Genomic DNA, 14,232 nt, shown 5'->3' with positions numbered 1-14,232 from the left:
TTACATTTTAGAATGACAACTGAACTCCGGCATTAAATACTCTCTGAATAGGATATCCCAAACCATTTCCACCCATTTCCGGATCCCACAATTTAAATTTAGAGAAAGTCAGCAAGTTGGTTCCGCTTAAATAGAAACGCAAATCACTTATATGAGCCTTAGAAATAATATGCTTCGGAATACGATAACCAAATTCTAACGACTTCAACCGTAAAAACCCGCCATTCTGCATAAACCAAGTAGACTTCTGATTATTATTCTCAATAACAGTTGTAGACAGACGCGGCCACAACGCTTGTGTATTACGATCTGCTTCCGACCAATGGTTATCAGCATACGCTTGCAACAATGCTCTTTGGTTATTAATAAATGGAGACGTTTTTTCTACATCTATCCAAAAAGATTCCCTTGCTAATCCTTGGAAGAAACAAGAAAGGTCAAAATCTTTATATCCCGTAGAAAAACCAAAACCATACACAATTTCAGGACTGGTAGGATAACCTATGGCTGCTTGGTCCAATTCCGTGATTTTCCCGTCACCGTTCAAATCTTTATATTTAATATCTCCAGCCATATAATTGCCAAACTGAACCGGAGAGTTCCGGATATCTTCTTCATCAATGAATAAGCGTTCAGCAATATAACCATATCCTTGAGCCAACGAATGACCGATACGTGATTTCCAAGGCGTACTACTATAATCCGGCTCTTCGTATACTAAAAACTCACTGGTTGCATATGTGAAATTGGCACGTCCCGTAATCCATAAATCTTTATTAATTGAATGATTGTAATCAAGCGACATATCGAAACCACGGCTTTTGGCTTCTCCAACATTTGCCCTCAAACTACTTTGAAGTCCCATCGTCTCCGGTATAGCAGCACGATCCATCAAAATATTCCAACGCTTTTCCGTGAAATAATCTGCCTGGATTTCAATTTTGTCAAATAAGCCTAATTCAATACCATAATTGGCCTTACGTGCAATTTCCCAAGTGATGTCTTCATTCGGATAACGGCTAATGGAAATTCCGCTCAACCCACGGCCGCCTCTATTACCTAACGTACCGAAAGAGGAACCCAGATATGAATTATTCATATTTACATTAGACAGATAGAAGAAACGGTCTGATTCACTACCGATCGCATCATTACCAACCAAACCGTAAGTTGCTTTCAATTTCAATTTGGTTATGCTCTTTTTCAAAGCATCAGGGAAAAATGCTTCATTGGAAATATACCAACCTAAACCTCCGGAAGGGAAGAAACCAAAACGTTCTTTTTTTGCAAAACGCTCAGAACCGTTATAACCAAAGTTAAATTCAGCGAAATAACGCCCATCGAAAGCATAAGTATAACGTCCTGCCAAACTGATGTTGCGTGATGGCAATGACTTTTGCAGATCACTTTCATTTCCATTCTTCGATTCCCTCATCGTGAAAACCAACAAACCACCTACATTATGTTTATCTTGGAAAATACGATTCCAGTTCAATGCACTTTCAAAATAAAGGGCAGAATTAACCTTTTTATCTCCCGGTACATAATTCAAATATTCCGTACCACTCTGTTCATTCAAAATATTCAGTTTGTAAGTATCCGAAACCTTGTCATACATACCCACCGAATAATAAAATGGATTATAAGCACGTTTTACTTCAAAGTATGAATAACAACTTGTATTAAACAATCCCCTTAAGGAAAGGCCTTCGGTTATGAAATCCAGCTTTTGCTCCAATTCAAACTGGGCAAACATATTGGAAGTCGAATATTCCTTGTACCCCTTTACCATCTCTGCATACGGATTCATATACTGTGCTTTATCGGCATTACCAAACAAGACATGTTGAGTGTATTTATTCGCTTCATCCGGTAGATAATAGGGTGGAAACAACGCCGGATTGGCATTTATCACTTTATTATACAAGTTATCTCCTCCATCTAACGGACCGCTATAATCATCAAAAGTACCCTGCAAACGGACCTTAGCTACTGTTGTAGGTGTTACTTTGATATTTACATTGGAGCGCAAAATATAGCGGTTCAAATTGACATTATTATTAAAATTGCTTACGCCATCTACTTTCTGATTCCCTTTATCAGAGTTGTAAGTACCTGTAATATAATAACTGGCAACCTTGCCGCCACCACTTAAGTTGAAATTCAAACGACGGCTATGAGCCTGTTTTTTAAACATAATATCATACCAATCGTTGGCCGGGTAAACATACGGGTTGCCGCCGGCAATCGTGTTATCTATTTTCTGCTGCGAATACATAGTCGCCCCCAGCGGGTCACGTGTTTTGATGGCTTCATTATGCAACTTCATGTATGTTACCGCGTCTGACAAATCAACCAAGCTGGTAGGGGTCGTAATAGATTCTTCATAGCGGACATTCAGCCGGGCTTTCCCTTCAACACCTTCTTTGGTTGTAACCAAAATAACACCATTTGCACCACGCGAACCATACAGGGCCGTTGCTGCCGCATCTTTCATGATATTAAAACTAGCAATGTCATCCGGCTGTATTTTAGACAAATCAGAAGAAGATATTTCATTATTATCCAACAATACCAACGGGTCTTTTTTGTACCCGAACGTAGTTACACCGCGAACGAAAAATTCCGCATTGTCTTGCCCGGGTTCTCCACTTCTTTGATAGGCAATCAAGCCGGAGATACGACCGGCCAAAGATGTTGTCAAGTTACTGCTTGGCACTTTCAATTCTGCCGGTTTAACGGATGTAATAGAAGAAATAACCGATTCTTTTTTCTGTTTGGCAAAAGCAACGACAGTAACCTCTTCCAATTCATCAACCTTAGGTTTCAGTGTAACATCCAGTTTCTTTTTTCCTATGACAGGTATTGTTTGCGTTTCCATGCCTAAATAAGTAAAGACCAATTTGTCTGATTCTTTTACTTCTATGGAATAGGTCCCGTCAACATCGGTTGTTACCCCCCTCGGCGTCCCTGCAACCTGAATAGCAACTCCAGGCAAAGGTTCTCCTAAATCATCTGTCACTACTCCACTGATTTTTTTCTGTTGTTGCATTGGAGCAGGAATAAGAGCCATTCCTGCTTTTTTGACTTTATTATCTGTAATAGTAGATTTTTCATCAGCTCCAGTGGCAAAAGCCGATTCTGCCAAAACAAATAAAAATGTCGTAAAAACGAATATAGGAAGGGATCTTTTAGCTACCATCCCTATTTCAATTCTTTTTTTATTCATAATAATTACTTAGTTTAAGAGTTTTAACCAGTCTTACATTTGGTTTAATCTTACGTGAACCGAATAATTGTGTAAACATTATCCGTTTTTAGCATACTGTCCTTTTCTTTATATCATAGGCATTAATATTTAAGTTTATAATTCTTTTATATTCATCAATACTAACACTATATCTCTTCCACCTTCAATTCGTATTGAGATTAGAGATAAGGTCAAACAAAAGTTAATACAAAATCAAACGACTATTCATAAGTCTAAATCATAAAAATCATCACCTTTGCAATCTATTATTGCATACTTATAAAAAAGTCTCTGAACCATAGTCTTTGTAGAACTATGGTCCAGAGACTTAAATTATGACTGGAACAATCAGTAAATTACATTAAAAGCCCCCGGGAAAGGCTTAATATTTCACATCAACCGTTGTATTAAAGATTAAAACTTCATCTTTTGTCCTTGTTTTAATAATACAATATCGGATTTTGCAAAAAAAAGAACGGATTTTTTAAATGATTTTATTGAATATTTTTTCTATTTTTGCAAAATATACGTAGTTCTACAAAAACTATGGTCAATACAGGACTAATTTTAAAAGCCTACACACATTCCTCTGCATATTAAACTATCGAATAAACATGACCTCTAAGTATTCTTGCCATTCCTATCATACATTCGACACAATATGATTATGGAAAATGGATTTATTATGTTAACATTCTCTTTTACAAAAAAAATCAATTACCATAAACATGACAAATAACATTAGATGCCATGCCCGAAGCAAATTGTAATTTGATTTTCTGAGTAGCTATACCTTCCACTAGAATACCTGCGACATAAGTTGTTATCGGTATTTCTGTATTAGTACCAGTTAAAGCTAATGTCTGATAGAGTTTCCAAGTATTTCCCCCTTCGGAAAGCCAAATGGATACATTCCCTTTTTCAGTCGGTTCTTCTGAAACCAACTGTACTCCCTTTAGATTTCTTTTTCCGCCCAAATCTATCACAATATCTTTAGAAGTTGCTACTACCTGTGAACAGATTCGTTTTCCATATGTTTTTTCATCACCAAATAAACCTCCGGACTGTGGCTGACGTAGAATATCATCCGACGTTAAATTCCTGGATGCAGTCAATTCTATGATTAAAGGTGCTTTCTCTGTTAAAGCCAATTTACAATCCAACTCATAATGGTCTCCTCCATCCTTAAACTCCACAGTTTGTCCGGTAAGAACTTTACATTGTTCGATAGAGATAACCGGCAGTTTAGGTAATGAAATAATACCGATTTGCGATTGAAATACATGTACATATATTTTGTTATTCCGAAAAGTTGTACCACCCCAACTTTCCGGGAGCCACGGACCACCGTGCGTTTTATAGATACTTTCCCCGTATGCCTCAAGAAATTCTCCGGCATCAATCAGTGAGTTTTTTTGTTTCTCATCCCATTCCCCATTCCATTTCATTCCCCAACTCAACAACACATTGCCATTTCCAATTGCTGTAGATTGTATGTTACGAAAAACCTCCAACGGACCTTTTACACGGGTCGGAGAATATGCCCAAGTATCACACAGACACATGCAAGTCTCCCACATACGACGATCTTGAAACATACCTATACGTTGTTCGGGAGAATCATAATCTCCCGGCAAACTGGCTCGGTTGTTAATTATGATTCCGGGTTGTAGTTCTCGTATCATCCGTGTTAATTGTTCCGCATCCCACATGTCAGCCGTAAACATACCGTTCCAATAAGAAGCATCGAAGTTGAACATGTCGATTTTCCCATAATTGGTACAAAGTTCCCGTACAGTATTGAACATATATTCGATATATTTACGATGCTTCTTTCCTGGCTTAACAATTTTACCCTCTTTCGCTCTGAAATAAGGAGCAGAAGATATACGTTCTATTGTGGTTGTATCTATCGGTTCATAATCTGGATGATACCAATCCCTTTGCGAAAAATAAAAACCGACTTTCACATTTGCCATACGACACGCATCGACTACCTCTTTCACAAAATCTTTCCCGTAAGGAGTATTTGTAACCTTAAAATCTGAATACTGAGTATCGTAAAAATGAAAACCATCATGATGTTTAGCCACGACAACCACATATTTCATACCAGACTTGCGAATAATATCAGCTAATTCCTCTTTTGAAAATTTCTCCAGTTTCAGCCGATCAGGCCAGGAAGTCCATTCGCTACGCGGATAAGCACCTTCACTCTTGTCGGGAGCTACCCCGTCAGCCATTCCCCAACTCAAATCCCGATTTTTATAAGCACCTAAACCAAAGTGAATATACATTCCGTAACGGACCTCTTTATACCACTTCATATCAGCCTCGGATGCGAAGTTGCTGTTGTTCCATTCCGCATCCGGCATGATATGAACTAAATAAGGACTAGCTTTATATATTTGTTCCAATGGACTCCCCTTGAAATCACTCTCTTTCACAGTCCATTGGGCATTTAATGTTCCTGCCAATACAGACAGGAACATTAAACAATAGAATCGTTTCATACACTTGTTCCTTAAAATTTATATTCTTATTCAAAATTGATTGGAGTCATTGAAATAGATGCCAAATCAGCCTGTCCGCCTTCAGGCATGCAAACAGTCACCGTATGTATACCAGGCTTATCGAAACGAATCCAACCAATCGGTCTTTTCTGAAAAGCAGACGATACACTTTGTTGGTTTTGTGCAATATGCCCTTCATCTGTTTCTACCTTCCATACCGGACGTTCTTTACCTCTTACTTTCAGATCTACTTGATATACGCCAGGAGTTTTAACTTCAATATTCCAGGCAACATTACCTTTACGGTTGAGGTCGCTTATGCAATATACATGTTTCCATTCGCCAAATTTTTCCATCCAACTAGATTTATAAACATGACAATTAGCAGCTTTTGCAAACTTAACCGATAAGTCGTTTATTCCTGTTTCAGGATCCAAAGCCAAAGTATTATTTACTATAATCTCACTATCCTTCATTTCCAATTCGATGACAGTTATCATCCGGTCCGGCTTTTGGAAAGGTACTTGAAATACTGTCCAGTTATCTTCCTTTTCAAATTTAATTCGTTGTTTTTTCTTTTCACCAAGAATTCCGGCTGAGACTATTTCCGTTTGTAATCCGGGTAAATAAAGTTTACCAGACGTTGGCCATTCATATACGTTCAAATATAGTTTGTTACCTTGTTTCACGACGTCTCCCCACGGAAGTGCATGTTTCCACGGAGAAGGTTCCGCTCCATAAATAACTTGAGGGTAACGGGCAATCCATTTCCCGGAAGCACGCAAAGTCTGTGAAACGAATTCCGGAACATTTCCCATTCCATCAGGACCTATATTCAACATATAAGTACCTCCACGGGCAATAGTAGAGATCAGATATTGCAAAATTTGTTTCGGAGATTTCCAGTTTTGATCATACCAAGCATACCCCCATGCGTCATTTGTCACGTCAACACTCTCCCATAGGCCATCGATATTTTCTAATGGGACTTCCATATCTCCTAATGTTTGGTAGTCTCCTAAATTATAACCAATACGCCCGGAGACAAGCGCCCGAGGCTGATTCCGATGTACAACTTCAACTAATTTCTCTGCATATTTTTGGGGTATATCTCCCGGTGTATCGAACCAAATTAGCTCCATATCACCATAATTTTTAGTGATTTCTTCCACTTGTGGTAAACATTTCTCATGGAAATAATCATCAAACGTCCGGGGATTCCCATCTTTATCCACTCGGGGAGCACCGGAAGCACCGGGATGAGTCCAATCTTGATTATGCGAATAATAGAATCCAAAACCCAGTCCCAGCTTTTTACAAGCATCAGCCAGTTCTTTCATCGGATCACGGGCAAAGGGGGTTGCATCCACTATATTAAATTTGTCACATAAGGAATGATACATGGCAAAACCATCATGATGCTTACTTGTAATAATGATGTATTTCATTCCTGCATCTTTAGCCAACTGTACAATTTTCATCGCATCGAAATCTTTGGGATTGAACGAACGACTAACAGCTTTATATTCATCCCGATTTGCATTGGCCATATTCTCATTAATCATCCATTCTCCAATACCATAATATGTTTTACCATTCCATACATTTCCCAGATGGGAGAATAAGCCCCAATGAATGAACATGGCGTAATTTCCCCATTCAAACAAATGACCGCGTTTCTCTTTCAGTTCCTTGTTCTTTGCTTGCTGATCCCCCCACATTTGATCCATTCGCTGTTGAGCCAAAATGGTCGTGACTGTTACTATCAGCATGAAACCTCCCAATATAATTTCCCTTAAAATTTTATTCATCTAACGTCATTTACAAATTTATTATTCCTTCTTAAACCTACCTCAATATTGAATCACATTAAACTCTTTAATAGACGGAGGAGCCAGAGCCTTTGTTATTTCCAACCGGATTTTAGAAGCACGATACGACTGTGGGAAACGAATTACTTTACAATCTCCCATAGACTCGTTATCCAAATATATGGTTCTCCATTCATTTTGGTGGAAAATAGCGATATTATATTCTTGTATACGATTGGAACGGTAACAAGAAAAACCATCCTGTGAATAATCCTCATCTTGGTATTCAAAGATAGAGATTTTATTAAACGGCTTACTTTCATCCAATTCAATTGTCAAAGTCGCCAATGTGTCTGCTGAGGCCCAACGTGTTTGCATTCCCCCGTCGACCGCCATCCGGGCACCATATTTCTCCACATCTTTTCCGTAAACGGATGTGGCCCGGGCTGGTGCATGCATGGAAATGAATGTCCCGTTGGTCGGAAGAGGTTTGTTGGGTTTCAATCCGAGCCTGCGTCCCAAATCAATGATCGTATTGGCTTCATGTTCCCTGATCCGACCGGTTTGATCGGGAGGAATATTCATTACCAATGTATTTTGGTTGTCTGTACACCAATAAAACAACTCTTCCAATTCATCTAAGCTACGTGTCGGAATGGGGTCTTTTTTCCCGAACCATGACCAGTTTTTACTAATGCAAATCGTATGTTCAAAAGGAACATAATAAGATTTACCGTCATGCAGGTATTGCTTCTTATCCCCTTTATGTGCAATCTTCGGATCCCACAAACGGAAATCACTCGGGAAATATTGGAAAAAGTATTTATTATCCGTGATCATAGAGTCAGGTAAAGCCGATTTACGCTCGTTCTCTTTATAGACAATCGTATGATTCACACCAATGGCACAATGGGGTTGTAGCTTTTTTACCAAGCCATAAACACGCGGCAAGTTCCAATCTTCCGGTTTCCTGTCCCATCCCCCATCAAACCAAAGTTCACAGATCGGGCCATAATTAGTGAACAACTCTGTCAACTGGTTACACATGTAATCCACATATTTTTCAGGATCTTCATCTTTATAAGAAGGAGCATTCCTGTCCCATAAGGAATAATAGACCGCAAACTTCAAACCATATTTTTTACATGCTTTAGATACCTCAGCAACCACATCTGTCTTTACAGGTGAAGAAGCGACATCATACTCCGTATATTTACTGTCCCAAAGACAAAAGCCTTCATGATGCTTAGTCGTGAGCAGTACATAACGGAATCCGGCGTCATGAGCAACCCGTACCCATTGGTCACAGTCCAGTTTTGTTGGATTGTATTTTTCAACAGGAATAGAGCCATCGGACCATTCCGTCTCACCAAAAGTGTTTATTCCGAAATGGATAAACATTCCATAGCCTCGCTCTACCATCTTCTGTTGAGTAGGATTAGGACGCTCAGACGGAACGATTTTCTGTCCGAAAGTTCCTGATGATCCAATCAATATCAATAAAAATATCAAATAATATAATCGTTTCATATCTCAGTTTTTAGTTCCTGTCTAAAAACAGAAGGTTTAAAGCCTATCGGTCATTAAATTCTTCAACTGCATCAAACATCGCAATAATATTAGCCGGCGGAACATCCGGCAGGATATTATGTACAGTGTTAAAAACAAAACCGCCACCGTCCGACATGATCTCCAAACGTTGCAAAACCTGTTCGCGAACCTGCTCCGGTGTACCGTTATTCAGAGTGCCGACAGTTTCCACACCACCACCCCAGAAAGTACAATCCTGTCCGAATTCTCTTTTTAGAAACTCAGGCTCCATATCCACAGCATTGGTCTGTACCGGGTTGAAGATCTCAATACCAGCCTCTATCAAGTCAGGCATTAAGGGAGAGATGGAACCGCAAGAATGGATAAAAGTATGCATCTGGCTATGCGACTTTACATAATCACACAACTGTTTATGACGGGGTTTAAAGAGCATTTTGTATGTATCAGGGTCCATAAACGGACCGGTCGTCATCCCCAGGTCATCGCCAAAACGGATAATATCCACGATGTCGCCAACAGAATCACAGACTTTTTCCAAAGTAGCCAGATGGCGTTTCAACAATTCGTCCAGTACACGTTCTACCTGGTCGGGGTCGCAAAGCAAGTCCATCAGGAAATTATCCATCCGCCGCAGGAAAGTTCCCCACTCGAAAAGATTACAACCGCAAACGATCATCAGTGCCTTATCTGTTGTTTCACGCAGGTGAAGGGCATTCTTACGCAGTTGTTCCCAAAAACCGGGGTCGGCAGCATGATCCCAGGGACTATGCACATAACGAGACCAAAGGACACGTCCCATTTCCGCATCCAACCCTTCGTAACTATCCGGATAACCATCTACATAAGGGAAATAAGACTGGTCAAAAAAGGTGGCACCTTTCGGCATCATAGCCAGTAGGCGCTTGCCGTCGGTATCGTAACAGTGATACGACCCGTTAGGCTGGACTACAGGATTGAACCAAGCAGGATACAACGCTTTGTCACCATTTGCCAGAATCGTGTCATGCCAATCAGACGGCTGTACATTAAAAGTACGACCAATGTCAAGGACATCAATACCGAACTGATCGATAATCGACATATCCGGCTGTGCCAGTTGCTGCACGACATCGTAAATTTGAACCGGGAGATCTGTACGTCCTAGGTGTTTTAATAAATTGGAATAGGCGATCGCAGAGATGCCTGAACTGGGAGTTGCCCCCATATCGACCGGCACACGGTCGGGCTCTTTATGAGCTATTGCAGCTAAAACGCGTTCTCTTGAAGTCATAATTTTCAATTCTTAATTCTTAATTTTCAATTTCCATTACTCTCCCCCGCTCATTCCTATAATAAACGAAGCAGCGATCAGAACTATCAGGCCGGCATACATCCAAGCTTTTGTTTTTGTATCAGTAGCTTTCCATTCTCCTCGATACAATCCCCAAAGGGTTGCAAAGACAATGGTCAGCGACATCAGTATCCCCCAGGCGGTAAACGAAAATTCTCCCATCCGACTCTTTCCCATGCCATAAAATATAAAGTTGACGAACCACAGGAAACCGGCCAGGCCGCAATACAGATAGTTACGGGAGACAGCGATATCCTTCGTTTCAACAAAAGCCTTCAGGTTGTTATTCTTTTTCGACAGGAAGAGACACCAGATCGCGGTGATCAGAAAAGAGCCGCCAAAGAGCACAAAAAAGACAGGTAACGTCTGAAACAACGGATCGATACCAGATGTGACCAAAGCAGACGAGATACCATTCCCCTGCTCTATCCCCAATGCCTGTGAAGCCCCTGTTATGCCGACAAAGAAGACAAGTACCAATCCTTTCCCGAAGTTCAACTCCGGATTAGCTTCCGATCCCGCCCCCTTATCTTTCCGGTAACCGGCATATCCGCTCAGAGCTATACCGACGGCAGCAATCAAAAGGCCGGCAATCAGCATTGTTCCGCCGGATTGCTGCAACAGTATAGTTAACCGCCCATCAATAGCCGGCGGAATGATCGTGCCCAATATCATCATCAATCCGAGGGAAAGAGAGAAACCGAGCGAAAGTCCCAGATAACGGAGTGACAAACCAAATGTGAGATTACAGATTCCATAAATAATTCCCAAAAGGAATATCCATCCCAATGTTCGTGACGGGACACCGGACAATACATCCATAAATCCCGGACAAAAAATAAGACAGGCTACTACTGGTACTATTACATAGGCGAACAAACTATATATCAGCCAATAGTTCTCCCACGACCAGTTACGGGTCTTACCAAAAGGGATGGAGAAACTCCCGGACGAAAAAGCGCCGATAGCGATCAGTCCGATTCCAAATAATAATTCAAATGTCATATATTCTTATTGGTTTTTTCTTCTAATATTTCTATACACACAAGAGGAACTGTTGCAAATATCACAGCCATAAGACCGTTTCTTCACCTCATCCCCTATTCCTATAATTCCGCTGACCGATTTAATCGGTTGCATCAAACAAGAGTCATTGATCGTTATTCCAGTCGGATGATCGCCAATATAAGAGAACAGATCACGCTGACCAGACAAAGCCCATTCACAATAACCGGGACTATACCGATTCGTGATCTTCTTGCCCCGAGCCGTTATTTCTTCTTCCAAACAACACTGAACTTTATCCATGGCATTCTCTACGGTAGCCGAACCAATCGACTCGACAACAAAGGCTTCCAGAAAATCGCCGTTCTGCTGATAGGCATGGGACAGATCTGTAAATGTTTTTCCCGCTGTACAAAGAAATAATGCAATCTCTGTGGCACCGGTCATATAACCGCTGATCTTACGTCCGGTATGCAACGGACCTGGTGAACAAAAAACTGTACCTTCCCTTATATCCAGTCCTTTACAATCCAGTATCCTGTATCCTCCGATGATCTCCTTTGAATTCGCCAGTCCGGAAAAAGTCTTCTCTACAATCTCCGAGACAAGCGAATAACTTTCTGCATCCGGGATTTGCAGATACTCCATCAGAACAGACTTTTCCGGCTTGACCTCTTCAAATGAAAATGTATATGAGCGAAACATCATTTCACTCCATTAAAATCAGCAACAGCCTTATAGAACGCTTTGATATTAGCCTCCGGAACCAAAGGCGGCATATCACAGCCGGAGGAGATAACAAAGTTTTTATACTGTGCAGTTTTTGAAAGTAGCTCGGCAGTAGTTCGGTACACCTCTTCCGGTGTGGCTTGCTTCAGAATACCGACAGGGTCGATGTTTCCCATCACGACCAAGTCCGACGGGCACTGCTCCAACGCCTCAACCATATCTACCGCATTTCCAAAATGCAATGCTGCTGCACCGGAGTCGATCATCGCCTGTGTACATTGGCCTTTATTCCCGCAATTATGCAGGATTACCACAAAATCATCATCTTGCACCGCCTCCACAATCCGTCGGACATAAACGGTTGAATACTCCTGACAATCCTCATTGGAAAGCAGTCCGGCAGCCGGTTCGGCCATGATCACGCCTGTCGCACCGATCGCTTTCAGTTCCCGGCAATAAGCCGTAATATAGGCCGTACATTTATCCAATAAGGTTTTAATCACATCCGGTTCGATATAAATGCCGACCATGATCTCAGACATGTCATAAAGTCTTCCCGCCAAAGAGAAAGGGCCGATACAACCGGACAAGACAGGCTTGTCTTTGATGTTCTCCACTGCCAGGCGATTCGCTTTCAGATATTCCGGCATTCTTCCGGCAGCCAAAGAGGGAATTTGCAGATTGTTCACGCTCTCCTCATCATAAACCAAACGTCCCGTAACACTGGGTACTTCATCTTCCGGCATGCTGATCGTACAACCAAATGCCTCCGCCTCGACCGTCAGATCCATGATGACCGTGCAAGCCTTCGTATCATAAGTTTCCGTCACATGACGGATTGCCTGATAATGGATTTCTCCATCCGTAACAGCATCAACCACCTTTTTCCCGATCGCTTCAATACCGGGATGGGTCATAATAGGGATGGCGATCCGTTTGTCACTATCCTGTAATTGTTTGATAAACTTATTCATACGTTATCAGGCTACGATTGAATCCAACCAGTTGATATCATCCTGTGGATCACGAGCATAAGCATCAGCTCCGATCTTTTGTGCAAACTCCGCATTCAACGGCGCACCACCGACAATCACTTTCGTGCCAGGATGTTTTGCCCGGATAGCTTCAATCATCGGTTGCATATTACTCATGGTTGTAGTCAGCAAGGCAGACATGCCGCAAACAGCTCCCGGATGTTCGTCCAATGCCTGAATATACTTCTCGGCCGGCACATCCGTCCCCAGGTCGATCACTTCCCAACCGGAACCTTCCACCATCATACCCGTCAGGTTCTTGCCGATATCGTGCAAGTCGCCCATAACGGTACCGATAACAAATACTCCTTTACGTTTGATCTCACCATTCTGAAAATAGGGTTTCAGGTGTTTCATGGCACTGTTCATTGCTTTAGCCGACAGCAACATCTGCGGTACGAATATCTTCCCTTCCGTAAACTTATTACCGACCCGGTTCATTGCCGGGATCAAGGCTTCATTCAGTATCGATTGAGGAGATAAACCATTCTCTAATGCCTCGCGAGTCAGTTCGTCTGCCCCTGGTTGTCCTTTCATTGCCGGAGGATAAGGTGATGTCAAATTGATCTTACCAAATTCCACGCATTCGCCAAGTTTACTAATAATGTCATTCATGTTCAATAATATTTAAAGTCTATTCTACTTACAAGTATATTCAGTCTGTATGGAAAACTTCTTCCATAGCCGCCCACCATTCTCCGGTGACACGATTTTCTACCGGTTGCTGGCAAGGGTCAGTGAGCTTCCACCATTCCTGCGTGGTCGGATCGGCAGCCATTCGTTGCATATCCTTTTCATAATCATCCCCGATATATTCAAAATAGCTAAACAACAATCCGTCTTTGTAATAGATAGAATAGTTGCGAATATTACACTTCCGGATCATCTCCAGTACACCCGGCCATACGGCAGCATGCAATTTCTTGTATTCCTCCAGTTTTTCGAGCTTTACACCGATAACACTTCCATAACGTTTCATATTTTTCTGTTTATTAGATTAAGTGTGAAC

Annotated in this window: 10 protein-coding genes; all 10 read right to left on the bottom strand. The window is 41.3% G+C overall.

Features of this window, described 5'->3' with window-relative positions; translation table 11 throughout:
* Positions 1–7: 7 nt before the first annotated feature.
* The 10 genes from NBH15_RS10805 to NBH15_RS10760 all read right to left on the bottom strand — a co-directional run bounded on the left by NBH15_RS10805 (position 8) and on the right by NBH15_RS10760 (position 14,202).
* Positions 8–3,229 (bottom strand): SusC/RagA family TonB-linked outer membrane protein, encoded by a 3,222-nt coding sequence (locus NBH15_RS10805; protein WP_250822654.1) that lies wholly within the window; start codon positions 3,227–3,229, stop codon positions 8–10.
* A 734-nt stretch (positions 3,230–3,963) separates the two neighbouring features.
* Positions 3,964–5,763, bottom strand: coding sequence for an alpha-L-fucosidase (locus NBH15_RS10800; RefSeq protein ID WP_250822653.1), 1,800 nt, complete (start codon positions 5,761–5,763; stop codon positions 3,964–3,966).
* Positions 5,764–5,789: 26 nt separating this feature from the next.
* Positions 5,790–7,574 carry an alpha-L-fucosidase gene (locus NBH15_RS10795; RefSeq protein ID WP_244050560.1) on the bottom strand — a complete coding sequence of 595 codons (1,785 nt, stop codon included), beginning with the start codon at positions 7,572–7,574 and terminating at the stop codon, positions 5,790–5,792.
* Positions 7,575–7,616: 42 nt separating this feature from the next.
* Entirely contained in the window at positions 7,617–9,104 is a 1,488-nt protein-coding gene (locus NBH15_RS10790; RefSeq protein WP_250822652.1) for an alpha-L-fucosidase, read from the bottom strand.
* Positions 9,105–9,147: 43 nt separating this feature from the next.
* The gene (locus NBH15_RS10785; protein ID WP_128132808.1) at positions 9,148–10,395 is read right to left on the bottom strand and encodes a uroporphyrinogen decarboxylase family protein; all 1,248 of its coding nucleotides are present in this window, start codon (positions 10,393–10,395) and stop codon (positions 9,148–9,150) included.
* 36 nt (positions 10,396–10,431) lie between these two features.
* A complete protein-coding gene (locus NBH15_RS10780) occupies positions 10,432–11,460 on the bottom strand; it encodes an L-rhamnose/proton symporter RhaT (protein WP_250822651.1) in 1,029 nt (342 codons plus the stop codon).
* A gap of 6 nt (positions 11,461–11,466) precedes the next feature.
* The gene (locus tag NBH15_RS10775; protein WP_250822650.1) at positions 11,467–12,168 is read right to left on the bottom strand and encodes a vitamin B12 dependent-methionine synthase activation domain-containing protein; all 702 of its coding nucleotides are present in this window, start codon (positions 12,166–12,168) and stop codon (positions 11,467–11,469) included.
* Positions 12,165–13,163 (bottom strand): uroporphyrinogen decarboxylase family protein, encoded by a 999-nt coding sequence (locus NBH15_RS10770; RefSeq protein WP_250822649.1) that lies wholly within the window; start codon positions 13,161–13,163, stop codon positions 12,165–12,167. Before NBH15_RS10770 ends, NBH15_RS10775 begins: the two co-directional genes overlap by 4 nt.
* A gap of 6 nt (positions 13,164–13,169) precedes the next feature.
* Complete coding sequence (locus NBH15_RS10765; protein ID WP_250822648.1) at positions 13,170–13,838, bottom strand: cobalamin B12-binding domain-containing protein; 669 nt, start codon at positions 13,836–13,838, stop codon at positions 13,170–13,172.
* A 40-nt stretch (positions 13,839–13,878) separates the two neighbouring features.
* Complete coding sequence (locus tag NBH15_RS10760) at positions 13,879–14,202, bottom strand: L-rhamnose mutarotase (RefSeq protein WP_250822647.1); 324 nt, start codon at positions 14,200–14,202, stop codon at positions 13,879–13,881.
* Positions 14,203–14,232: the final 30 nt, after the last annotated feature.

Origin of the sequence: Parabacteroides caeci (genome assembly GCF_023656795.1) — a bacterium.
Lineage (GTDB): Bacteria > Bacteroidota > Bacteroidia > Bacteroidales > Tannerellaceae > Parabacteroides > Parabacteroides segnis.
This window is presented reverse-complemented; position numbering and strand designations above follow the sequence as displayed.